The organism is Limosilactobacillus avium (genome assembly GCF_947381485.1).
In the GTDB taxonomy this organism is placed as follows: Bacteria; Bacillota; Bacilli; order Lactobacillales; family Lactobacillaceae; genus Limosilactobacillus; species Limosilactobacillus avium.
In genome coordinates this window covers 1-24,596 of record NZ_CANCWN010000004.1, presented here as the reverse complement: position 1 = coordinate 24,596, position 24,596 = coordinate 1, and the positions used below count along the sequence as shown (strand labels likewise).

Sequence of the window (24,596 nt, the reverse complement as noted above, 5' to 3'; positions counted from 1 at the left end):
TTGAGGGGCTTGTCCATCACATGTTCGTGGCCCTGGCCATCAACCAGGAAATACTGATCGATGAGCTGGTCAAACTTAATGCGCAAGACGGGCTGTTTATTAAGCAGCGGTGCCAGGTCAGCGGACATAATATCGAGTAAGCAGTGAATGCCTTTTGTTGTGCATGTAAATTACCGGTGAATTGTTTTGGTAAAGGTGACGATGACACTGGCAGCGAGTACTAGGATGGCTCCCAAAATTAACGAGGGGGTTACTTGAACCGGGAAGAAGAATGCGGAGTAGATGATTACAATAACCGGTCCGATGGCGCGCACAATGTTTGCCTTTCCTGCAGAAATAAATTTTAAACTTGTGTAGAAAAGAAGGAGGGAGAGGAAACCATTAAAGAAGGCCCCCACCAAAGTTAAAGGCTACCGCTGAGGATGAAATTCCTTTAAACGACGTCCCACTCGCCAGTGCAAAGACAAGTAATAGGATCGCTGAGGTTGAATGGTTATAAAAGAGGACGCTGTTTGCGTGAGCATCCGTAACCAGGTGCTTAGCGGTGATATTATTTGCGGCATACATCAACGGGTAGATAAAGGCACAGATAATTCCCCAACCGTTATCACTGAGCTGTAGGCGATCACTGGAAATCAAGAAAGAATCGATGATGCACAAAACGATGGCAAGATAGTCTAGTCCTTCAATCTTTTCACGAAGAAAAACGTAGGAGAGCACGAAAAAGTAGACCAGGTACATCCGTGCAATCAGTGTAACGGTAATTGGGCTCAGTAGGGATAATGCCACGTACTGGAGAATAATTCCCACGGCGTTCGTTCCCCCGAGAAGCCAGAGCCAGGGATTGGCGAAGGAACGCCAGCTAAGAGCCTGGCGCCGGAAAACAATTGTTATTAAGACAAATACGGCCGCAAAAATACTGGTGAATATTCCACCGATTACCGGGCTGAGGCTTGTTAGCGAGAACTTATTCAGGACGGGGCTAATGCTGCTGAACAAGAGTGAAATCAGGTTTAGCTTAACACCCCACAACTGACCTTTAGAAAAAGACTTTGTATTATTCATATATTCCTCCTATAACATCTAAGATAAATGATTCACGGAAATAAACAATTAGGTAATCACCTAGTACACTTCTGACCGTTGACTAGTCGCTTTTCAAATTACCTGAAATTCTTAGATGCCAAAATGACTTAGCCTCGTATTTATTAAGTGAGACCAATAATGCGAGGAGAAAAATACATGAAAAGCAAACATATCAAAACAACATTAGCACTCTTTTCCACACTCGCCCTAGTATCAATAACGGTGACGACGGTGGATGCCAAGACAATTGGCAATGCGGAGAGCACCCAGGTTGGAAAAACCACAGCCCCCGCAGAGCGGACGGTTACTCGGACAATAACGGTTATCAATCCGTTAAGCAAGGAAAAGACGGTCATCAAACAGGTTGCCACTATTAATATTGAGCGGATAAATGCGAAGCACCCCGACATGTGGCCTGAATTCGTGGCCCCGGAATTTAAGGGTTACCGACCATCCGAACTTCAATTGAACCCCGTGAAAATGACACCGAAGACGAAGTCGGTAGATGTAACGATTGATTACCAACCGTTTATCGATAAGGTGGCCCCGGCTACTCGTTATTTTGTGCTGGATGACGTCGATAATCCCTATAAGTCATCGTTTACAATTCCAGTCCATTCTGATCAGTTCGGTCGTTATAAATTGCCAACCCCACCAGCAGGATACCACTACTTCATCAAAAACCTGCCAAAAGAAATTCAGTACTTCCCAAACACTGGGCACTCTACTTTCTACCTGACAATCAAGAAGGATGGAAACAATCAGGGGAAAATAGTTAGCAAGGTCTTGACCCGGAAAGTTATTTTCCACTTACCGGCTGGTGACAAGGTCATTGAACAGTCTGCACGGGCTGATTTTAAGAATGGTCACTGGATAATTCAATCTTTCCCGAAACTAACGGTTCCGCAAGTGGATGGATATGTGTCGACGGTTAAAAGCGTTCCGGACTTGCAAGTTGAAGAGAATGCAATCGACCAGGTCGTACCGACATTTGAGGTCCAGTACAGTAAGAATACAAGTGACCAAAAGGATAGTAGTAAAGAAAAAGGGGAGGAGACGGCACAAGGTTCAAAAGTCGACTCAAAGGACTCATCAACCGCCACTAGCCAAACTGGCCAGGAAAAAGGCAGTCAGACAACGGATACCGTGAAAAGTGATGGCAGCACTCAAACTGAAGATTCGGGGATTAGCTCTTCTACCCAGACAGACACTGACAAGGGACAAGATGCCGACACTCAGACTAGTGAGACCGAAAAAGCAGACGCGAGCACGCAGGCGGGTGAAAGCACGTCATCAGCAACCCAAACAGAAACAACTGATAGTAAAGATGCTGGGACTCAAACTGCTAAACAGCAGGTAGTCAGTGAAAGTACCCAAACCAGTGAGACTGAAAAAGTAGACGCAAGCACGCAGGCGGGTGAAAGCACGTCATCAGCAACCCAAACAGAAACAACCGACAGTAAAGATGCTGGGACTCAAACTGCTAAACAGGAGGTAGCCAGCGAAAGCACTCAAACCAGTGAGGGAGTATCTGCAGGTACCCAGACCGATGGAGGTGAAACAAAGGAAGAGGGTTCCCAGACAACCGTGATGGGGATGGAAGATTCGACGTCCCAGACAGAGAATCCTGAGGAATCTTCAACGGCAACCCAGACTGAACCTAATATTCAGATCAGCTCGAGTGCTACCCAGACAGATGATGAGGTTCAAGGGGTCTCCGTGGCCACCCAAACTGATGGTGTTTCGACGAATTCTACCGGAACCAAAACTCCACCTAGTGTTTCCGTCGGCACGCAGACCGAAGCTCATTCGTCAACTACTTCTGTAGCAACTCAAACTGAAGATAACGGTGTCTCCGAAGGTATGCAAACTGAGTCTATTATCGAGGAAAGCACTGGTACGCAGACAGAAGTCCCAAAGTTAGATTCATCGACGACCCAAACAACTAATAATCTGGGGAATGTTTCTACTGGGACCCAAACGAGTGGTACTATCGATAAAGTTTCGTCGGGTACACAAACAGCGGAAAGCAACCCTAGTGAAGGTGTTCAAACCGATCTGAATGGCGGGAACGATGCAGAAACACAAACCGGTGATGTAAACGGTAGTTCTTCTGCCGCACAACATGTGTCAACAGGATCACAAACGGAGGCTGACCCTAGTAGTGTTGTTTCATCAAGTACGCAGACGGATGAGAACACTATCACTACTAGTACTCAGACCGATAATTCTGGGTTGACTTCAACCGCTACCCAAACATCAGGCAGCCAAACTAGTGATGGTACACAGACTGACCCGGAAGAAGGATCAGATACAATAACCCAGCCGCACCAACCAGTTTATGTGGACAATAGCAGTCAGGCTCAACAAACTGGTAAGGTAAATAGTTCGCAAGTCGCGGGAAAAGGGGATCCTGAGGGAAACAATAGTCCGCAACTTAACGGTAATACCCAAGCGGGGGAAGGTCCGGTGAGCGATGTCCCAGAAACGTATACTAATCAGTCGTTCTTTGATAACTCTGCTGACCCGACAAGTATGCGGCCTCAAAGTCGGTCTGGCCTTGACCACCATCTTCAACAAGAGCTTAACCGGATCCAGGACCCGCTCCGCTCTCTAGAAAATGAGCCAATCACAGCCAATGGCCAGCTTCCCCAAACGGGCAATGAACAGTCCAGTACTAAAACAACGGCGTTAGGACTTGTAACGATTGCCTGGGCAGCAGCCGTTAGTTTATTTGCCCTGAAGCGTAAATTCAAATAATTTGAGATTAGTACTTGCATTTTTAATTTTCTCATAGTATTCTAATAACAGTCGAAAATGAATGGAGGAAGTTAAGATGCAATTATCAATCGTACAACATAAGAAACTATCTCTAACCTCCACCACAACCACAACAACTAGGACCGTGGTTGGGGAATAATTAAACACGTATTTGATTCTGTTAATTAACAGCTATTCAATTTACTCAACCACCAATATTTATTAGAGTGTGTGGCTGATTGGGTAAATTGGATGGCTTTTTTGTTGGAGAAGAGAGGTTTTATTATGTCAATGCATGAAAAGGTTAAATTAAAAAGAACGATGACTCCCGGACAAATGGAAATGATCGCAATCGGTGGAACCATCGGTAGTGGTCTTTTCATGGGGGCGACGTCAACCATCAAGTGGACGGGGCCATCTGTTCTGCTAGCTTACGCCCTCGTTGGCCTGGTTCTTTACGGCGTCATGCGGGCATTAGGGGAATTGATTTACATAAATCCAGGGACTGGATCGTTTGCTGACTATGGTGAGAAATATATTCATCCCTTTGCCGGCTACCTAACAAAGTGGAGTAATATCTTCCAATTTATCATCGTTGGTATTTCAGACATTATTGCCATGAGTCAGTACCTAAATTATTGGTGGCCCAACCTTCAGGACTGGATTTCCGGAATCATTGTGATTGCAATCCTGACCCTGGCGAACATTGTTTCCGCGAAGGCCTACGGGCGACTGGAATTCTGGTTTGCGATGATTAAGGTGGTAACCATCATTGCTATGATTATCCTGGGCCTCTGCGTGATTGTCCTCGGCCTTGGTAATAACTGGCACCCGGTTGGGATTTCTAACCTGTGGACACATGGCGGATTCTTCACCGGTGGTTTCATGGGCTTCATGTTCTCCCTATCTGTTATTGCTGGTTCTTATCAAGGAATTGAACTTTTGGGGATTACTGCTGGTGAGGCTGCTTCTCCGCGCAAGGCAATTGTTAAGTCAGTTAAGTCCGTTATTTGGCGGATCTTGATCTTCTACATCGGCGCGATCTTCGTCATCGTTTCGATTTACCCTTGGAATCAATTGAAGGCGGTTGGTTCACCATTTGTTGAAACCTTTACTAAGGTTGGTATCACTGGTGCAGCCGGGATCATTAACTTCGTTGTCCTGACGGCAGCCCTTTCAGGTGCCAATTCCGGAATTTACAGTGCCAGCCGGATGCTGTTTAAGCTTTCCATCGATGGTCAAGTGCCAAAGGTCTTTGGTCGTCTTTCAAAACGAATTGTTCCTAACGTGGCCGTTTTGACAATTGCCTTCTGGATCTTCGTTGGTTTCGCGTTGAACTCAATCCTTTCGATGGTCGACGCTAACGCAAAGAACATCTTCGTTATTGTTTATAGTTCAAGCGTCCTTCCCGGGATGGTTCCTTGGTTCATCATTCTGCTGGCCGAATTAAACTACCGGCGGCACAATCCGCAAGACCTGGTTAACCACCCATTCAAGATGCCTCTTTATCCGGCATATAACTACTTCAGTCTAATTGCCTTAACGATTATCCTGGTATTCATGTTCTTTAATCCAGACACTCGGGTATCAGTTTCCGTCGGGGTCGTCTTCATCTTCATTATCTGGTTGGTATACCAACTTAAGGAGCGAAAGAAAGTCGCAGCTAAATAATAGAGTCAGTAAAATACCATTGATGCCACACCGCATCAATGGTGTTTTTCTCTATGGTACCTAAAACATTTGACCACACGTTCGGCAAAATATAGTAAGATAGAGGTATTAAGAATTAGAGAGGTTTTAATCATGTATCGTCTCAAAAGAAAATTCTGGCGGATTATCCTCGCACTGGGAATCCTCTTTGCGGTTGGTGGGCTCGTTAATCAGCCGGATAACGGTAAAGCAGCTCTGTCACAAGGAATTCAGCAGCTAGCTTCCTGGGGGAACCAGGGTCAGCGAAGTAGTCAACCAACAACGCTCCCACCGACTAAGCAACAAGCCGAGGCAGTTCTTACACCGGGAATTCGGTCCCAACTTGGTTCGTCTATTTCGTGGAACGGTCACGGGGCCTTCATCATTAATAATAACCAGCCCAAACTCAACGCTAGTATTAACAGTGCTCCCTATGCAGTTAACTATAAAGACCGCCAGGGAAGGGCATGGCGGGGGGATGCCTGGTTAAACCGAACGACCCGTCAATACAAGAACCGTTCAGAGACCGGAAACGGGGCAACAAACTGGCGACCGGCGGGCTTCCTCCAGGCATATAATCTTAAGAATGGGTACCGTCATGCGTATGATCGTGGTCACCTTCTTGGTTATGCCTTGGTTGGTGGGCTCCGTAACTTCAACGCCTCGGAGTCGAATCCGGCAAACATCACAACCCAGACGGCCTGGGCCAATGAAGCGCGTAGCCCAGAATCGACGGGGCAAAACTACTATGAAGGCTTGGTTCGGCGGGCACTCGACCAAGGGAAACAGGTCCGTTACCGGGTTACCGACCTTTACGATGGCAACAACGTCGTTCCTTCTGGCGCCCATATTGAGGCCCTTTCAAAGGATGGGAGTTTGAAATTTAACGTATTTGTCCCCAATTGTCAGCGCAACATTGATATTAACTACGCAACGGGAGCCGTAACACAGAGATAATAAAAGAGCCACGAGAAATAGCAGCACATCTTGTGGCTCTTTTATTTTTCTCCGTCAATAAGTCCTAACGAGTGGATAAAAAGTTTTTCAATAGTCCTGTATCTGAAATTAGTCACAGATTCTTTTTCTAGACTAGTTAATTACGTTAGGGAACATAATCTCCTATTGAGGCGAAAAAGCATCATAGACAAGCTCAAAACTATTCTATACACATTGAAAAGTTTCATACACTTCAATTAGAATATGAATTAAGCAAATATCCAGAGGAGGAGCAGTTACGATGGTAAGAAAGTACAGCGTCGATAATGTAAAGGTAGAGGACCTTCTTGCCTGGATTAACCAAGGGCGGGTGGGTCTACCGGAAATGCAACGGCCGTTTGTTTGGAGCAGTACCAAGGTACGGGACCTTATCGACTCACTATATAACGGTTATCCGATTGGTTATATTGTTACCTGGCTAAATCCTGCGGCAAAGTTGAAAAACGATTCTGACTCCAACAATAAAGAAATTATTATTGATGGCCAACAACGTCTAACCGCTTTAAAAGCTGCCCTGAATGGGGATGAGGTAATCGATAAACATTACAAACGTGAACGCATTAAGATATCCTTCAAGCCTAGCGAAGAAATATTTGCAACCAGAAACGTGGCTACCGAAAAGGATCCACGATGGATTGATGATATCTCGCTGATTTTTCAACCCGGTTATAACTCATGGAAGTTTGTTGACGAAAATGCTGACCGTCTGGGAACGAAAAAGTCTGACTTAGGAAATGTCCTCCAAAAGGTCAAGGACATTAGTCAGTGTGAAATTGGAAATATCAGCCTGAGCGATGAGCTGAGTATCGATGCCGTTACTAATATTTTTAACCGAATTAATTCAAAGGGAGTTACTCTGTCATCTGCCGACTTAGCGATGTCACGTCTCTCTGCTGATCACTCTCACAATGGCAATAACATTCGTAAGCAGATCGACTACTTTGTTCAGCTCTTTAACGATCCCACGCTCCTTACAAATATTGAGGACGTCGATCCCGAATTTATAAATTCTAAATACTTTGATAGGATCAAATGGATAGTGTTTGACAAAACGCGTATCTATGTCCCCAACTATTCTGATATTTTGCATGTGATTCTGGCGTTTACCTATAAGCGTGGTAAACTGACGGATCTAGTTAGTCTCATCTCCGGCCGCAATTTCCAGACCCGGGACTTCAGTGAACAAGCGATGGATGAGAATTATCAAAAGCTGTTACAGGGAGCTAGCCAGGTGTTTAGTAAACTTAACTTCCAACGCTTCACGATGATTCTCCGTGACCTGGGAATGCGAAATAGTGGCAAGCTAGGTCTGGTTGGTTACGGCACACTTAACTTCGCATATATTCTGTATCTTTACCTTCAGTGCGAGCTTCACCTCTCGAAGGATAAGATTGACTCGCTAGTCAAGCGATGGGTCGTCATGTCAGCACTGACGGGAAGATACAGTGGATCAAGTGAGTCCGCCATTGAACGTGATATCAAGGCAATCTCACAATCGGGTGATCCAGTTGCAACGATGAAGACTATCTTAGGACGCGAGCTGACTGATAACTTCTGGAGTATTACCCTGCCAGAGGCCTTGCAGCGACAAACAACCCAGACTAGTAGTTGGCGAATCTTTCAAATGTCGCAGGTTTACTCAGGTGACCGAGCATGGCTAGCTAAGGATACGCGAGCTGAAACGGTTATGGAAGAGGAGGGAAATATTCATCATATTTTTCCACGCGCTTATCTCAGGGCCAATAATTTTTCTAAGGCTGAAATCAATCAGATTGCTAATTATGTATGGCTTACGCGTCCACGTAACCTGAACATTGGTGACCGGGCGCCTAAGGATTACCTCCATGATAGCCAGATCAGCCAATTTTTAAACGAGCAGAATAACGCTGAAAATGCTATTCCGGCAGATTTGCCAAACTATGACTTTCATAATTATCATCATTTTCTGGAACAACGTCGACAGCTGATGGCTGAAAAGATTCATCATTATTATGATGAATTATAATCACTAGACAATTTATGGTCTTTCGTAGAAGAAAATGTGCTCAATACTGCTTACCATTGATGTATTGCTATTGTGTTCTATAACTGGTAAGAAGGGATTGTTCGTACTCAACAAGAAATTAGCCAGCAGATATCTACCTCAGTAACGAAAGCTCAACCAATAGTAGATTCAAACAAGAATCTCGATGATTCCCTTTTAGTAAATTGCATGGTATCGAAGCCATGCGTGTAATATAGTTACGTGCTTTGCAATAGTTACTTCAACGATGATCTTAAATGAGGTAAATTTAAACCAAAATAAGCGCTAATATTAAATCCATCAGTACTAGAAATTGTAGAACTCAAAACTAAATAATATGTATTCTCCCTAGAAAAAGTCGACTACAATAAGTCGGCTTTTTTAGTCTTTAGTAATTCCGCTGTGAATCCATAGAAACTAATCTGTGATACTTTTATGCAACTTTACTATTAACTATTCTTTAATACTCCCGTTAATCAATTGCCCAATTCCGGAATAAGTATCGATTCGCTATCATGAATAACGAACAATATTTAACGGAAAGGGAGATTAATTATGCCAAAGAAAATTGTTGTGATCACCGGCAGTTCTCATCAGGGCGGAACATCAGCACGGTTAGCTGATGCCTTTATCAAGGGCCTGGATGACCGTCATGAAGTCACGCGTTTTGATGCTGGAATGGTGGGGGCACGTCACCATGATGACCTAGTTCCGCAATATGTCGATCGTAGTGAATCCGCTGTTCCCGTCAATGATAGCATCCAGAAGCTGATTCCTAAGTTGGTGGATGCAGAGATGATTGTCCTGGTCACGCCTCTTTATTACTATGGCCCGACGGCCCAACTTAAAGCCGTGATTGACCGCTTTTATGCCTATAATCACGCAATGAAGGGAAAAGACAGTGCTATTTTGGCAACGGCGTTTGATCCAGTGGAAAAGTTCAAAGCTTTAGACACCTGGTATGACATTTTATGTCCTTATATGCGTTGGCATAACCGTGGCAAGATTTATGCTGGACAGGCTTGGAGCCAACTGGATAAGTACCTTGAAGATGCCTACGAATTAGGGAAACAGATTTAGGGAGGTGGTCATCAGATGTTTCTTTTCTTAGTTCTCGGAATTGTTTCCGGTGGATTGGTACCGGTGCAAACGAGCTTCAATTCACGCTTACGGCAAGATACTAATGAACCATTCCTTGCTTCTGGAATCTCATTTCTAGTGGGGACAATTTTCCTCAACCTGTTCGGTGTTATTACTGGTGGCGCACCTTTTTTAACCGGTCATGAATTAGGGCTGATCCCCTGGTGGGGGTACTTGGGTGGTTTGCTAGCAACCATCTGTCTAACTGCCAATATATTTATGTTTGACGTTTTAGGTAGTGTGCTGGCGATTGTGTTGCCAATGGTCGGCCAAATAATTTTTAGCCTGTTAATCGATAGTTTTGGCTGGCTCGGCACTAAGGTAATTCCATTATCATGGGCTAGAATCAGCGGTGCTATCCTAGTCATCATCGGTATTATCTTCATTGTTGTACTTCCCACTCTTCACCAACGGGGTCAAAAACAAGAACACCACGTTGCTCGGATGTTTTGGACGGTTGGTGGGCTTATCTCAGGGGTGGTCTATGCAACCGAATTAGCAATCAATGGACGCGTCGGTGCAATTGTTCATTCCCCAATTCACGCCGCATTCTTGACCTTCGCGATTGCAACTGCCCTATTATTCCTTTTTGTTGCTGGCCGGGGGCATATTCAACGGATTACTCTGCTTGTTAAGCAGCGGACACCATGGTGGGCCCTGCTCGGTGGTGTGATTGGCGGCTTTTCAATTTACTTAGGGGCCTTTCTGGTTCCCCAGATTGGAAATGGTTCCGCAATCGTCCTTGGTATTTTAGGCCAGATTGCCGTCAGCATGCTAATTGACACTTTTGGCCTCCTCGGTGGAAAAAAACGGCCACTTACTCTTGCCCAATTTTTGGGATTGGTAATAATGGTCGCGGGTGTAGTACTGATTGAACTCCCTTAGTTGCTTTATTGGCCCTAGTAGATTAAGCTTGTATTAACTAAAAGTTAAGGCAGGCGGGAATAATGTATAATCAGGTGCTCGATACTTTTATTGCGGTGGCACGCGAGGGTAGCTTCTCTAAAGCAGCCAGTAGTTTGTTCATCTCGCCGGTTTCGGTAATGAAACAAATCAACCACTTTGAAGCTGAATTGGGCTTTAAAGTCTTTGAACGAACCCCACGAGGCGTAACTCTGACCCCCGCTGGTCGCTCGTTACTTGCGGCGTCCCAGCAAATCATTGATGAATCACGGACCGCAGTTACTAAGGCCAAGTCCTTATCTAAACAGCCACAAACCACCACAATTCGGATTGCCACTTCACTACTGCGATCAGCTCAACCAATTATGGAAGCCTGGGAACAGATTAGTAGCGAGAATCCGCAATATACGATTCAGGTAATGCCCTTTAATGACGATGCAAGCTCACTACGGCGAGTGACTAATCAGTTAGGAAAGACAGTGGACCTAAGCGTGGGCCCCACGAATGCCAACTATTTGATGAATAATGACATTAGTTTCTTTAATTTGGGTGATCGCCAGTGCAACGTGATGGTGCCGAAGAAGAATCAGCTTGCCCGCAAGCAACGTTTAACCTGGACTGATCTGGATGGTCAGGCACTGCTGTTGCTGCGACCGCACCTTTCACCAAAAATTGACGAATTACGAGAAGAAATAAAAAGCCAACACCATCGAATTCAAATTATCAATACCGATCATTTTTATGATATGGCGGCCTTTAACCTGGCTGCTAATCACAACTACCTCATGGAAACGTTAGATATCTGGAATGATATTCATCCCTCAATGGTTAGCCTGCCGATGGACTGGGACTACTCAATTAGTTATGGAATCCTGTATTCTAGTTCCGCCGATGAACGGGTTAAAGAATTTATCAGTATGGTTGGCCAACAATACTTAAAGGTGAACCAAAAGTAACCACGACACTCTCGCTTGAGATGCCGTGGCTTTTTCTTATAGTTAGTTTTAACCAGTGGTTAATAATAGGGTTAATTAAAAACCATCTTCTGCTAAAACTATCGAATAAATACAATAAAAGTATCAAATCAATAGGAGGTTTTCAATGATGGCAGATACCTTATTAGTTTACTATTCACTGACGGGAATGAATGATGCAATTGCGGCGCAGGTCCAACAGATGGGGGATATTGATGGATTTAAAATAAGTTCCCAATATGATTACCCAACAGGGATGTATGATTGCTGGGACGTTGTCAGAAAGTTTCGTCATGTCAACACGACCATTCCTCGCCACGGCGAACCTTTACCGGATATTAAACAGTTACCGCCAATCCAGAATAATTTACCAGACATCACTAATTACCAGAATATTATCATTGGTGGACCAGTTTGGGGCTGGACCATGGCTGACCCCATTATGACCTACCTTAACGAAAGCAATCTGGCCGGTAAAAACGTGAAGGCATACTGGACCTGTGTTAATACTGATTATAATTACGAACATGATTTTAAGTCGCTATTGTCGCCAGATGCCAACTACCAAGGCGGTCTATGCATTGACGCTGGCATTTCAGACAATCCGCAACGACACAAGTCGGCATTGCAACAGCTAATCAATCAGTAGTCCTGAGGTAATACCAATGATTTTGGACGAAAACATTTTACTAAGCAATGGCGAACAAATGCCCCGGTTAGCATTGGGAACATGGTTTATGGAAAAACGTGATGTGGCAACAGCAATTAACCAAGCACTGACTTTTGGTTACCGTCGTTTAGATATTGATGCTAATTTTCCTAACCTCACGGAAGTCGGTAACACCCTCAGGCAACACTCACGGCGGCCCTTTATTACCGTCAAACTACCTAATAATGTTACTGGTGATAATGTTGCTTCCACGATTAAGCAAATCTTGCAAGAACTGCAGGTTGATCATGTTGATATGCTGATGCTGAGAAAGAAAAGTTCCTGGGTGGATACTTTAGCAGTCTGGCAATCACTGATTGAAGCTCTGCAACGAGGACAAGCTAACTTATTAGGGGTAATGGATTTTAGTAAAGACGACTTGCAAGAGTTAGTTGGCGATAGTCTAACCTTTCCCATGGTTGACCAAGTAGTTGTCCGCATTGGGCAAACTCCCCATGACCTGCTGAGGTACAATCGCGCAAATAACGTTGTTACTGAAGCTTATTCGCCGGTGCCCCACGGCTTGGCAATTAAAGCGCCGGTCGTTGCTAAAGTGGCAGCTAAGTATGGCGTCTCAATTAACCAGTTATGCTTACGATATGTTTGGCAGTTAGGCCTGGCAATGTGGCGGCAAACCACTAATCCACATCACATGGCTGAGAATGCCAATATTGACTTTCATATTACTGAACAGGATATGGAAACATTAAACAATTTACAGATCAAAGAATAAGGTGATTTTTATGACAAAAAAGTTATTAATCGTTGGGGTCGGCGAAGGCCTTGGCAAGAGTCTGGCAACTAAGTTTGGTCAGCAGGGCTATGAATTATTCCTGATTGCCCGGAACTTAAACAGGTTAGGGAAAATGGTCAATGAGTTGACAGATCAAGGAATCAAGGCGCACGCATATCCGGCTGATGTGTCAGACGAAGTGAATTTTGCCCATGCACTCAATGAAATAAAAAAGTTGGGCCCGGTCGATGGAGTGGTATACAATGTTGGGATTACGCAACCAGATGGTGAAAACTTTACTCGTGACGACTTAGAAAAGCATTTTGAGACGGATGTTGCGGGCGCATACCAGACCATCCTAACACTTCATGATGATTTAAAAGTTTCTCATGGCTTTGCACTCTTTACCGGTGGCGTTGCCGGCGTTCAACCATTTCCTGGTTTTCTCGGATTGGGCGTTGCTAAAGCTGGACTCCGGAATTTAGTTCAGTTGTTGAACCAGGAGTTAAAGGAAGATGATATCTTTGTCGGGACGGTTACTATTTATGGCGTCATCAAGCCTGACACGCACTTTGCTCCTGACATGATCGCTGACAAGTTTGTCGACCTGGCCAACAAGCGTGACCAATGGGAAGTTAATTACCAATAATTAGAAAGGAAGGTTAAAAATGGAATATTACAAGTTAAACAATGGCATTAAAGTACCAGCAATTGGTTACGGGACTTATATGACTTCACCGCGGATTACCGAACAGGAAGTTGCGAATGCATTACAGGCCGGTTACCGGTTGATTGATACTGCTCAAAATTACGGCAACGAACGGGAAGTCGGCGCCGCGGTTAATAAGAGCGGGATTGATCGTGCTCAAATTTTTGTTACTTCTAAAACGCAGACCAGTGGCTACCGGAGCACGAAAGCAGGAATTGATGCCTCACTGAGTGCGGCGGGCTTGGACTACTTCGATTTGATGATTATTCACTGGCCAAATGGCAATGATTTAGAAACTTACCGGGCATTAGAAGATGCCTATAAAGAAGGCAAACTCCGCGCGATTGGTCTTAGTAACTTTAATCATAATCAGGTGCAACAAATTATTGATAATAGTTCGGTAGTACCTGCAGTGGACCAGATTGAAACGCACCTGACCTGGCAACAATGGGGGATGCACAAGTACCTTGCCGATCACGGCATCCTTCATGAATCATGGGCACCACTGGGTGAGGGTGGCAACAATGTCATTAGCAATCCAACACTGGTCAAAATCGGTCAGAAATATGGCAAGTCTTCTGCCCAGGTGATGTTGCGTTTCTACGTTCAGAGCAACATTTTAGCAATTCCAAAGAGCATTAATCCAACACACTTGAAGGCTAACTTAGATATATTTGATTTTCAATTAAGTGATGAAGATATGCAGGCAATTAAGGCGGAGGACCGGAAGGCTAGTGGCAGTGGTTGGCCGGCTTCAATGTTAATTGAGCAAAATTATTAGGAGGTTCGTTATGGAATTTGAACAAGCATTAAAGAATCGCCATTCAGTGCGCCAGTTTACTGATCAACAGGTACCATTAAATGATATTCGTCAGATTATTAAAAATGTGCAGTTAGCACCATCATGGGTTAATTCGCAGCCCTACCATGTTCATTTAGTTGTTGGCGAATCTCTAGAAAGAGTTCGGCACGAACAATTTGAACTGGAGCAAAAGGGAATAAAAGGACACTCAGATATTCCCGTGATGTCACGAAAGAAATGGTCAAAACAAGCCCAAGCGAATATGGCTGAATGGACACAGGGCCTAGGAGAAGCTGCAGGAAAGATGGGACCAGCGGCGGCAAAATTGTATAATGCCCAAGCGGTAATTTATTTAACCTTGCCAAAGGGTTACTCGGCATGGTCCCTATATGACCTTGGTGCTTTTGGCAATGACATTGTGCTTGCCGCAAGTAATCTTGGTATTTCCTCAATGACTGCTTACCAGTTTGTTAAGTATCCCGATATGCTTCGCCAACAATTGGCAATTCCTGACGATGAAGATATTATTATTGGGATTGGCCTAGGATACCGTGATGATAAGGCAGAAGTTAATACTATCAGTTCAAAACGGATGGATTTGGAAAAGATCTTATTTTTACATCAGTAAAATCATATTATGATTTAACCCCATATTAATAGCCAGTTATAACGGCCAAGGTGTCATTATAACTGGCTATTTTACGTTGAAAAAGCGCTACTAAGTAAACAACGAGCACAAGCTATTTGAGATGGTTTATCGATTTATTTAAATATCCTAAGATCCTGCGAGAAATCTTAGATATTCCAGATGATGAGGTGGTCATTATTGGAATTGGTCTTGACTATGCTGATCCGAATGATCCGATGAATAAGATCACATCAACCAGGATGCCTCTTTAAGGATTTGTTACTTTTAAGAATTAATGGAATCTAACATACCAAATATGTTAGGCCGAGAAAGTAATTTTCAGGCATCCCATCGGGTTATGTAAAGAACCATGAAAGTGGCTAGGAAGATAAATCAGTGCGACAATCAATGATCTGGAGCTTAAACGGCAAGCTTCTGGCCACGATACTGGACCCCTCGGAAGCTAAGAAGAAAAGCTTATTATCGTACATTATCCTGTGCATATGAGATAATAAGTGTGTACATGATAATGTACAGGAGAAACCACGATGGATAATGTAGTAACGCCTACTCAAGGCCGAAAAGAGTTTTTTAAGCTTATAAATAAGGTAAACGAAGATAAGCAGCCAGTTATGGTTAAGCCAACAAAAGAGGGCGAAAAAGGGGCAAGACATGACTTCAAGAAAATAAAAGGTACATATTTAGAAAAGAGCTTTCTTTCGGTCATAAACAGCTAAATGAAGAGCCTTATAAAAACAATCAGAGCTTTGAAAAATTGGTACCACCTATTAAGGGATTTTAATCTCAGCATGGTACAGTATCTTTAGCGTGATTCTTGTTAAATATCTCATGCACACAGACACATTGTAGGGCCCTCCGTCTTTTGGATGGGGGGACCTTTCATATGTTTAGACTCTCGAAACTAAAACAGACTCATTTTCATCACTTGACCATATTACAAAACTGCACATTCTTGGTAAAAATGGTAAAGAAATAGTAAAGAGGTCATCTCAAATATTTCCTTTGAACTATAATTACCGTGATTGATTTAGGAGGTATTTGAGATGCAAAAAGTTAAATTATTTGGTACTGCCTTGGCATTAATCGCTGGTTTATCTATTGCGGAAGCCAATGTTAATGCTTCGCAAAAGAGCAATAACAATACCAACGATGTTAATGAAGTCGGTTCTTTAATTTACTCAAATGCATATGGTCAGGATTATATTAAAGGTGCTCACAACGTAAGTATCTTTAAAGATAGTAATGGTCGTTATGGAATCGGTCAGGGAACTGCTGATAGCACCGCGTTCTTTAAGATTAATAAAGACGGTACGGTAACTATTTGGCAGCTAAAGGAAGATCCAAATACTCCAACATATAAGCAGGGTTACACTAAGAAAACCGTCTCAATCGCCAGCTTGCAGAAGTCAGAAAATAGTACCGCTGCACAAAAGTCTAACATCAACAATGTAATATCATCGGTTAAGAAGAATCCTTCAGCGACCCCAACTGCACAAAGCAATTCAAGCACTAATAATACCGGGTCGCAGCAGCTGTTAAAGGATGAACAAGTAATTGATGATTTAGGGACGCAGCTATATAACCACTACTATGGAAACGCATATAGGGGAACTGCTCTGGATGTAAATAAGGATAGTAATGGTCGAATGAGTATTGGCCGTGGCAGCTTTGATAACACCATTTACTACAAAATTAATAGTGATGGCAAGGCCATGACCGTTTGGCGCCCAGTTTCGAATGCTAATACTCCAGCGGCAAAGCAACAATATACTACTTCAATTGTAACGCTTAGCTCACTCGGCTTTGACCCAGCCGAGATTAACGCCCAATCTAATTCAGACGCTTCAACACAATCTAATTCAAATTCTTCGGCGCAAACTAGCTCAAGCTCTTCAGAACAGTCCAGTTCAAATTCCTCAACGCAAACTAGTAGCGCGACTAACCAAAATGTTCAAGGCAATAGTAGCAGTGCAAACAGTAGTAACATGAGCCAGTCCAGCTCCGTTACCTCTTCCAAACCACAGACTAAGACGAGTTCAGCCTTAACTAACAGTGTCCCTCAAACTCACCATGAGAGTGAGATAGTGGCTAAACAGGCTGGTAAGGAGATTACTGTTTCATCATCTCAAGGTAAGCAAACAATGTCTTACTATAAGATCGCTGCATTGCTTTATGCTAAAGTTTATGGCACAGATCGTTTAGGTAATGACCAAGGCTTACAACTAACGATGAATAAGAACCATTCTCGTTTTATTTTAGGTGAGGGGACCGCTGATAGTACCCTCTACTTCCGCGTTAACCAAGGCAAGAAGACCGTTACTGTTTGGTCGCTTTCAGCTGATGGTAACTCATTAGTTAAAAACACTTATAACATCAGTTCACTAATTAATGAATTCTATAACACGAGTAGTCTTCAAGACTTAGTTAACCAAACAGCTACGTCACTAATGAAGTAATTCGTACAAATTCCCCGTTAGGATTTATTTAAGTTGAATATTAAGGCATGATTTCGGCATGGCACCGGAACCATGCCTTTTGCGTTACTTCAATTTTCTGCAGGATTGCATAAGTGTAATCACCCGGTTTTTATGGCACTGGGTCGTCAATCGTTCAACGTTACAGATAAAGATGCTGAAGAGGTAGCGTCCCCTAATATAAGGAACGCCTGATTTTTCTTTGAACAAAGAGCTGCCGCGGCCAAATCTACCAATCGGAGCTGGGAATTTACTAGCAGGTACATTAGAATATAGAAGAAAGGGATGAAGATAATGGAAACACACACTTGTACGATGTTCTTGGCGGGGAAGAAGGCTACGCTCGACGGCTCGACGATCGTCTGTCGGGAAGAAGACTACTCCAATGCTTTCGATCCGCAGCGTTTTGTATACGTGAAGCCGGCAGACCAGCCACGGCACTATGAGAGCAAGTCGACGGCATTCAAGATAGACCTACCTGATAATCCGGTCGGCTATACCTCAACCCCGGATGCCGACAGTTCCGCCGGCGTATTCGCGGCTGGCGGGATCAACCAGCATAACGTCAGCATGACTGGAACGCTGACGATCACCACCAATTCCCGGATTCTCGGGATTGATCCCTTCAACAACACTGATGGAATTGGTGAGGAAGACCTGGTCACCCTGGTCCTGCCTTATATTAAGACGGCTAAAGAAGGGGTGGAACGATTGGGCCACCTGTTAGAGAAGTACGGGACTTACGAGTCAAATGCCCTAGCCTTTGGCGACCACGACGAGGTTTGGTACATGGAGACGCTCGGCGGGCATCACTGGGCCGCTGTCCGGATACCGGATGACGCCTTCATGATTGCGCCGAACCGGCTGACCATCGATAACTTTGACTTTGCTTCTGACCAGACCGCCTGCTCTCCTGACTTACAGGACCTGATTGACCGCAACCAGCTCAACCCATCCCTCGACGGGCACTACAACCTGCGGGAGATTTTCGGGAGTCAGACCGTTACTGACACTCATTACAACAACCCGCGGGCATGGTACGTACAACAACAGTTGAGTGCCAACCCGACCGGCCAACCAACCGACCAGGATCTTCCATTTATCTGTCATCCACGACGGAAAATCTCAATCGAAGATATTAAGCGCGTGATGAGTTCACATTACCAGGGCACCCCATACGACCCTTACGAGCACGATGACAAAGCCCCGTACCGGTCAATTGCCCTCAACCGGAATTTGGAACTCCATATCTTACAGATCCGCAATGGTGTACCGGACGCGGTTTCGGGAATCCACTGGCTTGCTTTGGGACCGAATGCCTTTAACACGGTTGTGCCGTTCTATGCGAACGTTACCGACACCCCGGCTAGCTACCGGGACACCCCAACTGACTTTGCTTCGGGCAGCATGTACTGGTTGACTCACACGATTGCTGCCATCGGTGATGTCCACTATGATCAGGCCCAGGCGGCAGTGGAAGCCTATGAGCAGAAGGTAGTTGCTGCCTGCCGGCATATCCAGCGGAGTACTGACCAGCATGCGGGCCCGGCATCTATACAAGGCCAGCTCACCCGTGCTAATGAACAGATGGCGGGTATTGCCATGAAGGAGGCCACGACCCTCCTAGGTAAGCTGGTTACCGTGGCATTTAAGGATGCTAAGCTTCAGTATTAACGGAAAAAGCTAATCGCCTGCGCTAACGGCAATTTTGTCGGCAACGCAGGCTTTTTCCTTAAAAAGTCATAAAATATTGATGCTTAAAATGAGTAGATATCAATTAATTATAGGTAATTTACATTCATCGTGTGACACTCCATAATTAAGTTAAGGAAGTGAAGGATGATGAAGTATAGTTATACCCCAACGACAGGAATCAAAATCTCAAAACTAGCAGTTGGTGGGATGAGTTTCGGTAAGCCGGCCATGAAGACCTACCGCTGGATCCTTGATGAAGAGCAGACTGACCGGATGGTACAACATGCCCTTAGTCTCGGCATTAACTTTTTCGATACCGCTAACGTATACGGGATGGGAACCAGTGAGGAATACATCGGTAACTCGCTGAAAAAGCACCAGATACCGCGCGACCAGGTAGTCCTGGCTAGTAAGGTTTATTTCAACCATGGCCGCCTCTCTAAGAAAGCTATCAACCGGGAAATTGATGGTACCCTGCAACGGCTGGGCACCGACTACCTGGATCTTTATATCATTCACCGCTTTGACTACGACCACCCAATTGAGGAGACGATGGCGGCTCTAAATAACTTGATCAAGGAAGGAAAGGTCCGGGCGATTGGTGCCTCGGCCATGTATGGCTACCAGTTCCAAAACATGCAGCATATCGCTGAACAGAACGGTTGGCACCGGTTTGTTGCGATGGAAAATCATTATAATCTCCTCTATCGTGAGGACGAGCGGGAGCTGATCCCAATTTGCAAGCAGGATGGGGTAATGCTGATGCCTTACAGCCCGCTAGCCAGCGGCCACCTGACCCGGCCAACCTGGGAAGGGCACTCCAAGCTCAACGCGACGGATACCTCGCAACGGGCCAAGTACGACTACGCCAAGCAACAAGATATGCCGATTGTTGACCGGGTCGCCGAAGTAGCCGCCCAGCACCACGTCAAAATGTCACAGATTGCCTTGGCCTGGCAGTGGGCTAAGGGGATCGTGGCGCCAATCGTCGGGGCCACCAAGACCCAGTACCTGGATGATGCCGCAAAAGCCACTGATATTGACTTAACCCCTGATGAAGTAAAGTACCTCGATGAACTGTACACGGCCCACGAGATTGTCGGTGCCCTCGACCAGAACCCGGTGGGGATGCTGCCCAAGGACGTTAAATAAAGGAAGGACGAGCAATGCAAACAGTTAACCTCAACAACGGAATCACGATGCCGCAGCTGGGTTTTGGCGTCTTTCAGATGGAAGACTTAGTAGAGTGTTATCAAGCTGTGACCGCCGCAATTAAGGCCGGTTATCGTTTGTTTGACACGGCGGCGACCTACGGAAACGAAGCGGCCGTCGGCAGGGCAATCCGGGAAAGCGGGATTCCCCGTGACCACTTCTTCGTTACCTCGAAGATGTGGATTCAGGATTATCAGGGGACCAAACCGCAAGCAGCGATTGACCAGTCCTTAACCAACCTCGGCCTAGATTACATTGACCTATACCTGGTCCACATGCCCTATGGAGATGTCTTTAATGCCTGGCGGGCAATGGAAAAGGCATATCAAACTGGTAAGTTACGAGCAATCGGCGTTTCCAACTTTTCGCCGGATCAGGTGACCAACTTAATGCTTTTTAATAGTGTCAAACCGGCGGTAAATCAGCTGGAGACGAATCCCTGGAACCAGCAACATATGAACCTACGCTTTAACCAAAAGCAGCATATTCAGGTTGAGGCCTGGGCGCCATTTGCGGAAGGTAAAGACCAGATTTTTACCAATGCGGTGTTAACGAAGATTGCCCGGGCACACCACAAGACGACCGGTCAGGTCATCCTCCGCTGGTTACTGCAACGCGGTATCGTGGTGATCGCCAAGAGCGTACACCAGGGCCGGATCCAAAAGAACATCGATGTGTTTGATTTCTCCCTGTCGGAAACGGAAATCCAGCTGATCGGGGAACTCGATCGCCAAACCAGCCAGTTCTTCGATCCGCATGATCCAGCGGCAATTAAAACAATTGTAAAGGGCGGGCGCCCCGGGGCAAATCACTAAAATGAATATCATGAAAGTGAGGAAGATAGAACAATGAGTCTAGTAGTGAACCTTTATTATGCTGGTAAGAACGGTAGTGCTAAACAGTTTGCTGAGGAGATGGAAAGGACTGGTGTAGCCCAGCGGATCCGTGAAGAAGCGGGTAACGAACGCTACGAATATTTTCAACCATTGAACGATCCAGAGACTGTCCTCTTAATTGACAGCTGGAGTGACCAGAAAGCACTTGATGCACATCACGCATCACCAATGATGCAGGAACTCGCCGACTTGCGGGAAAAGTACGACCTGCACATGCGAGTTGAGCGCTACGTCGCCGAAGAGCAGGGGATGCCCGCTGGTGATCAGAAGTTCATTCGAAAGTAGTTTCACGAGCGTCCCGCTTCAACCTTGGAGCGGAGCGCTTTTCTGAGTGTATACTTGAGATGAATGATACCGTACGATCAATACAGGGAGGACAGGCATGGAAACTAGAATCCTACGTTACTTCTTAGCCGTTGCCAAGCAGGGGACTATCTCCGGGGCAGCGCGCGAATTGCACATCTCCCAACCAACCCTCAGTCGGCAGATCCAGCAACTCGAAGCCCAGCTGGGGTCACCCCTATTTACCAGAGAACGACGGCGAATGTACCTCATTAAGGCTGGGGATGCGTACGAGGCCAAGGTCCGTCGCATCTTAACCGAACTCGACCAGGCTAACCAGATGGTGGCCACCATCAGCAATGACGACCTGACGGGGACTATTCGCATCGGCTGTGTCGAGTCTGAGGTAACCAGGGAACTAATTCCGCAGTTGGTGGCCTTCCACCAGCGCTACCCGCACGTCCGCTACCATTTCTATGATGCGGACGGTGAAGATATCAAGGCCCGTCTTGATCAGGGCCTGCTGGAACTGGGAATTGTATCGACGCCCATCAGCACCGCCAAGTATCACACTTTCCCGCTATCGATTGACGACCGCTGGGGGCTCCTCGTCCGGCCGGACAGTCACCTGGTCCATCAGCACACGGTCACCGCGGCGGACCTACGCCATTTACCGCTGATTATCCCGCATCGCTCACTAATTTACGATGAACTAACGGACTGGCTAGCGCCCCACGGCGGCCAGCTCCAGGTGGTTGCGGAATCGAACCTGCTGACTAACGCTTGTTACCTGGCGGCAGCCGGGGTGGGGAATATTGTCTGCATTGAGGGCACCCCGCGGCCGGCCTCAACCGACCTGAAGTTTGTCCCCTTCTCTCCGGAGCGGCGCCAGAAGCAATTCCTGATCTGGCGGAAGGGGACCGTCCTGACGGAGCCAACCCAGAAGCTCGTCGACCGGATCCGTAATGCATCCGTGACTAGGCCCGCACACAATTCACCGCATGATTAAAACACAGGGGTGGGATTGCACCACCCAGGAAGGAGTCTACCGATGATCATTGATGTTTTTGCCCACATTCTTACACCGAATTTTTACCAGGAGATGTTAAAATACGACGCCAGTATTCCCCAGCAGTACCCGTTCCTGCGAAACCAGGTGCTGACCGATGTTAATGAGCGGATAAAGCATTGGCCGCAAAGAGACCTGAAGCAGGTGGTTTCCTTCGTGAACATCAACCCGGAAGACTACCTTGACCCCGCGACGGCAGCGCGGCTCTGCCACCAGGCCAACCAGGAACTGGCCGCCACCGTTGCCCAGTATGACGACTATTTTGCTGCTGGGGTGGGGATGTTACCGATGAACAACATCGCTGCCGCATTGCAGGAACTTGACGATATCAAAGCCGCGGACCAGTTAGTCGGCGTTCAGATGTTCACCCGCCACCTCGGGAAGAGCATTGCCGACCCAGTATTTCGCCCGGTCCTGGCTCGTGCAGCCCAACTCGGCCTGCCAATTCTATTACACCCCGTTTTTGACTCCCGGAAGCCGGACAATAACATTGTCTTCTCCTGGGAATACGAGCTTTCCCAGGCGATGTACCAGTTGGTGCTGGCCGGCATCTTTGAAGACTACCCGCAGCTGAAGGTGATCGCCCACCACGCCGGTGCGATGGTCCCGTTCTTCGCCGGCCGGATCAACCACATCCTAACCGCCCAGCAGGCCGCCGACTTCAAGCGCTTCTACGTTGATACCGCCATCCTCGGTAACCCGGCGGCCCTGCGCCTCACCCTGGATTACTACGGGGTTGACCATGTCCTGTTCGGCACCGATGCCCCGTTTGGTATCCTGCCGGCGGGGGCGACGACGGTCATCCAGGATGCGCTGGTGGAGTGTGATCTGACGCCGGCCCAATTGGCCCAGGTAAATGCCGGGAACTACCAGCGCCTGGTGAATGGAAATTAAAAATACTGAAAAAGGGAGCTGCTCGCGTTCGATTGGCAGGCAGCTCCCATTTGGTGTGTCTTATTGATGTTTCATCAGTGGCTGGTGAGGACGCCCGCGTTCATGAGGGTCACGAGCGCGGCCCTGGTCAAGCATGTTGAATCGTTAGCAGAATGACATCACCATGGCATATGTAATTACTTTTACAATTACATATGCCATAATAGTGTTACTAAATAATGAGGGTGAGATGAGATCATGGATACTGTTAAGGCACGAATTCAGGGCAATGCAACTGTCGTAACAATTCCCAAGTCTTTTGATGTCAAGCCAGGCACTGAGTATCGCTTTTCTCAGGGTAAAGGTGGCGTTTTGACGTTGACGCCGACCAAGAAGGTGCCTTCAACAATCGAAGAGCTTTTCAAGAATTGGCATGGCGAGTATCAGATGCCAGATGACCTCAAAGTTTGGCAAAACGCTAAGCCTGAGGGAGAAGAATTATGGTAGATTATCCGCAAAGGGGAAGCATTATTTATATCGATTTTAATCCTTCGGTTGGTGCTGAAATTCAGAAGCGGCGGTCAGCAGTGGTAATCAGTAATGATATCTTGGCGAAGACATCCCCATTCGCGTGGGTTGTTCCAATTTCACATGGTTCTTTTAATGGTGAGGACTATCCGCTGCATATTCAGTTAGATGAACGGACCCAGGTCGATGGGACCATCTATGTGGAACAAATTAAATCCTTCGATTTTAATCATCGTAAGTGGCAATTTGTTGAGATGCTGCCGACCGACTTGTTTGATGAGGTTGAAAAGAAGGCCCGGTTAGTCATCTAAATATAGGAGGCTGGGAAAAAACTCTCAGTCCAAAATGAAAGCCGGACGATGAATCAAATCTTGGTTCATCGTCCGGCTTCTTA

Annotated in this window: 22 protein-coding genes and 1 pseudogene; 22 read left to right on the top strand and 1 reads right to left on the bottom strand. The window is 46.0% G+C overall.

Annotated elements, in window-relative coordinates:
- Positions 1 to 170: 170 nt before the first annotated feature.
- Positions 171 to 1,065: pseudogene (locus QOS01_RS02320) on the bottom strand (DMT family transporter).
- A gap of 177 nt (positions 1,066 to 1,242) precedes the next feature.
- Between QOS01_RS02320 and QOS01_RS02315 the strand changes: the two are divergent.
- From QOS01_RS02315 to QOS01_RS02210, 22 genes are all read left to right on the top strand, one after another.
- A complete protein-coding gene (locus tag QOS01_RS02315; RefSeq protein ID WP_283620929.1) occupies positions 1,243 to 3,846 on the top strand; it encodes an LPXTG cell wall anchor domain-containing protein in 2,604 nt (867 codons plus the stop codon).
- A 285-nt stretch (positions 3,847 to 4,131) separates the two neighbouring features.
- Positions 4,132 to 5,517 (top strand): amino acid permease, encoded by a 1,386-nt coding sequence (locus tag QOS01_RS02310; RefSeq protein WP_408612422.1) that lies wholly within the window; start codon positions 4,132 to 4,134, stop codon positions 5,515 to 5,517.
- A gap of 132 nt (positions 5,518 to 5,649) precedes the next feature.
- Positions 5,650 to 6,492, top strand: a complete 843-nt coding sequence (locus QOS01_RS02305) for a DNA/RNA non-specific endonuclease (protein ID WP_283620928.1) — start codon at positions 5,650 to 5,652, stop codon at positions 6,490 to 6,492.
- A gap of 280 nt (positions 6,493 to 6,772) precedes the next feature.
- Entirely contained in the window at positions 6,773 to 8,536 is a 1,764-nt protein-coding gene (locus QOS01_RS02300; RefSeq protein WP_283620927.1) for a GmrSD restriction endonuclease domain-containing protein, read from the top strand.
- Positions 8,537 to 9,109: 573 nt separating this feature from the next.
- The gene (locus QOS01_RS02295) at positions 9,110 to 9,634 is read left to right on the top strand and encodes a flavodoxin family protein (RefSeq protein WP_283620926.1); all 525 of its coding nucleotides are present in this window, start codon (positions 9,110 to 9,112) and stop codon (positions 9,632 to 9,634) included.
- Between the two features lie 15 nt (positions 9,635 to 9,649).
- Positions 9,650 to 10,579: a DMT family transporter gene (locus QOS01_RS02290; RefSeq protein ID WP_283620925.1), complete on the top strand. Its 930-nt coding sequence runs from the start codon at positions 9,650 to 9,652 to the stop codon at positions 10,577 to 10,579.
- Positions 10,580 to 10,641: 62 nt separating this feature from the next.
- Entirely contained in the window at positions 10,642 to 11,553 is a 912-nt protein-coding gene (locus QOS01_RS02285; RefSeq protein WP_283620924.1) for a LysR family transcriptional regulator, read from the top strand.
- A 148-nt stretch (positions 11,554 to 11,701) separates the two neighbouring features.
- Positions 11,702 to 12,220 (top strand): flavodoxin family protein, encoded by a 519-nt coding sequence (locus QOS01_RS02280; protein WP_283620923.1) that lies wholly within the window; start codon positions 11,702 to 11,704, stop codon positions 12,218 to 12,220.
- 16 nt (positions 12,221 to 12,236) lie between these two features.
- Positions 12,237 to 13,013 carry an aldo/keto reductase family protein gene (locus QOS01_RS02275; protein WP_283620922.1) on the top strand — a complete coding sequence of 259 codons (777 nt, stop codon included), beginning with the start codon at positions 12,237 to 12,239 and terminating at the stop codon, positions 13,011 to 13,013.
- A gap of 10 nt (positions 13,014 to 13,023) precedes the next feature.
- Positions 13,024 to 13,662: an SDR family NAD(P)-dependent oxidoreductase gene (locus QOS01_RS02270; RefSeq protein WP_283620921.1), complete on the top strand. Its 639-nt coding sequence runs from the start codon at positions 13,024 to 13,026 to the stop codon at positions 13,660 to 13,662.
- 19 nt (positions 13,663 to 13,681) lie between these two features.
- Positions 13,682 to 14,503 (top strand): aldo/keto reductase, encoded by an 822-nt coding sequence (locus QOS01_RS02265; protein WP_283620920.1) that lies wholly within the window; start codon positions 13,682 to 13,684, stop codon positions 14,501 to 14,503.
- 10 nt (positions 14,504 to 14,513) lie between these two features.
- The gene (locus tag QOS01_RS02260; RefSeq protein ID WP_283620919.1) at positions 14,514 to 15,152 is read left to right on the top strand and encodes a nitroreductase; all 639 of its coding nucleotides are present in this window, start codon (positions 14,514 to 14,516) and stop codon (positions 15,150 to 15,152) included.
- Positions 15,153 to 15,700: 548 nt separating this feature from the next.
- Positions 15,701 to 15,889, top strand: a complete 189-nt coding sequence (locus QOS01_RS02255) for a hypothetical protein (RefSeq protein WP_283620918.1) — start codon at positions 15,701 to 15,703, stop codon at positions 15,887 to 15,889.
- A 327-nt stretch (positions 15,890 to 16,216) separates the two neighbouring features.
- A complete protein-coding gene (locus tag QOS01_RS02250; protein ID WP_283620917.1) occupies positions 16,217 to 17,629 on the top strand; it encodes an Lreu_0056 family protein in 1,413 nt (470 codons plus the stop codon).
- 312 nt (positions 17,630 to 17,941) lie between these two features.
- Positions 17,942 to 19,321 carry a C69 family dipeptidase gene (locus QOS01_RS02245; protein ID WP_283620916.1) on the top strand — a complete coding sequence of 460 codons (1,380 nt, stop codon included), beginning with the start codon at positions 17,942 to 17,944 and terminating at the stop codon, positions 19,319 to 19,321.
- Between the two features lie 168 nt (positions 19,322 to 19,489).
- Positions 19,490 to 20,494: an aldo/keto reductase gene (locus QOS01_RS02240; protein ID WP_283621006.1), complete on the top strand. Its 1,005-nt coding sequence runs from the start codon at positions 19,490 to 19,492 to the stop codon at positions 20,492 to 20,494.
- A gap of 14 nt (positions 20,495 to 20,508) precedes the next feature.
- Positions 20,509 to 21,369, top strand: coding sequence for an aldo/keto reductase (locus QOS01_RS02235; protein ID WP_283620915.1), 861 nt, complete (start codon positions 20,509 to 20,511; stop codon positions 21,367 to 21,369).
- 33 nt (positions 21,370 to 21,402) lie between these two features.
- The gene (locus QOS01_RS02230; protein WP_283620914.1) at positions 21,403 to 21,735 is read left to right on the top strand and encodes a putative quinol monooxygenase; all 333 of its coding nucleotides are present in this window, start codon (positions 21,403 to 21,405) and stop codon (positions 21,733 to 21,735) included.
- Between the two features lie 97 nt (positions 21,736 to 21,832).
- Positions 21,833 to 22,741 (top strand): LysR family transcriptional regulator, encoded by a 909-nt coding sequence (locus QOS01_RS02225; RefSeq protein ID WP_283620913.1) that lies wholly within the window; start codon positions 21,833 to 21,835, stop codon positions 22,739 to 22,741.
- Between the two features lie 42 nt (positions 22,742 to 22,783).
- Positions 22,784 to 23,695 (top strand): amidohydrolase family protein, encoded by a 912-nt coding sequence (locus tag QOS01_RS02220; RefSeq protein ID WP_283620912.1) that lies wholly within the window; start codon positions 22,784 to 22,786, stop codon positions 23,693 to 23,695.
- Between the two features lie 237 nt (positions 23,696 to 23,932).
- Positions 23,933 to 24,181 (top strand): type II toxin-antitoxin system PemI/MazE family antitoxin, encoded by a 249-nt coding sequence (gene mazE / locus QOS01_RS02215; RefSeq protein WP_283620911.1) that lies wholly within the window; start codon positions 23,933 to 23,935, stop codon positions 24,179 to 24,181.
- A complete protein-coding gene (locus QOS01_RS02210; protein WP_283620910.1) occupies positions 24,175 to 24,513 on the top strand; it encodes a type II toxin-antitoxin system PemK/MazF family toxin in 339 nt (112 codons plus the stop codon). The genes mazE and QOS01_RS02210 overlap by 7 nt, the downstream gene beginning before the upstream one ends.
- Positions 24,514 to 24,596: the final 83 nt, after the last annotated feature.

Coding starts and splice junctions, on each gene's coding strand:
- QOS01_RS02315 (WP_283620929.1), top strand. CDS start 1,243: ATGAAAAGCAAACATATCAAAACAACATTAGCACTCTTTTCCACACTC.
- QOS01_RS02310 (WP_408612422.1), top strand. CDS start 4,132: ATGTCAATGCATGAAAAGGTTAAATTAAAAAGAACGATGACTCCCGGA.
- QOS01_RS02305 (WP_283620928.1), top strand. CDS start 5,650: ATGTATCGTCTCAAAAGAAAATTCTGGCGGATTATCCTCGCACTGGGA.
- QOS01_RS02300 (WP_283620927.1), top strand. CDS start 6,773: ATGGTAAGAAAGTACAGCGTCGATAATGTAAAGGTAGAGGACCTTCTT.
- QOS01_RS02295 (WP_283620926.1), top strand. CDS start 9,110: ATGCCAAAGAAAATTGTTGTGATCACCGGCAGTTCTCATCAGGGCGGA.
- QOS01_RS02290 (WP_283620925.1), top strand. CDS start 9,650: ATGTTTCTTTTCTTAGTTCTCGGAATTGTTTCCGGTGGATTGGTACCG.
- QOS01_RS02285 (WP_283620924.1), top strand. CDS start 10,642: ATGTATAATCAGGTGCTCGATACTTTTATTGCGGTGGCACGCGAGGGT.
- QOS01_RS02280 (WP_283620923.1), top strand. CDS start 11,702: ATGGCAGATACCTTATTAGTTTACTATTCACTGACGGGAATGAATGAT.
- QOS01_RS02275 (WP_283620922.1), top strand. CDS start 12,237: ATGATTTTGGACGAAAACATTTTACTAAGCAATGGCGAACAAATGCCC.
- QOS01_RS02270 (WP_283620921.1), top strand. CDS start 13,024: ATGACAAAAAAGTTATTAATCGTTGGGGTCGGCGAAGGCCTTGGCAAG.
- QOS01_RS02265 (WP_283620920.1), top strand. CDS start 13,682: ATGGAATATTACAAGTTAAACAATGGCATTAAAGTACCAGCAATTGGT.
- QOS01_RS02260 (WP_283620919.1), top strand. CDS start 14,514: ATGGAATTTGAACAAGCATTAAAGAATCGCCATTCAGTGCGCCAGTTT.
- QOS01_RS02255 (WP_283620918.1), top strand. CDS start 15,701: ATGGATAATGTAGTAACGCCTACTCAAGGCCGAAAAGAGTTTTTTAAG.
- QOS01_RS02250 (WP_283620917.1), top strand. CDS start 16,217: ATGCAAAAAGTTAAATTATTTGGTACTGCCTTGGCATTAATCGCTGGT.
- QOS01_RS02245 (WP_283620916.1), top strand. CDS start 17,942: ATGGAAACACACACTTGTACGATGTTCTTGGCGGGGAAGAAGGCTACG.
- QOS01_RS02240 (WP_283621006.1), top strand. CDS start 19,490: ATGAAGTATAGTTATACCCCAACGACAGGAATCAAAATCTCAAAACTA.
- QOS01_RS02235 (WP_283620915.1), top strand. CDS start 20,509: ATGCAAACAGTTAACCTCAACAACGGAATCACGATGCCGCAGCTGGGT.
- QOS01_RS02230 (WP_283620914.1), top strand. CDS start 21,403: ATGAGTCTAGTAGTGAACCTTTATTATGCTGGTAAGAACGGTAGTGCT.
- QOS01_RS02225 (WP_283620913.1), top strand. CDS start 21,833: ATGGAAACTAGAATCCTACGTTACTTCTTAGCCGTTGCCAAGCAGGGG.
- QOS01_RS02220 (WP_283620912.1), top strand. CDS start 22,784: ATGATCATTGATGTTTTTGCCCACATTCTTACACCGAATTTTTACCAG.
- mazE (WP_283620911.1), top strand. CDS start 23,933: ATGGATACTGTTAAGGCACGAATTCAGGGCAATGCAACTGTCGTAACA.
- QOS01_RS02210 (WP_283620910.1), top strand. CDS start 24,175: ATGGTAGATTATCCGCAAAGGGGAAGCATTATTTATATCGATTTTAAT.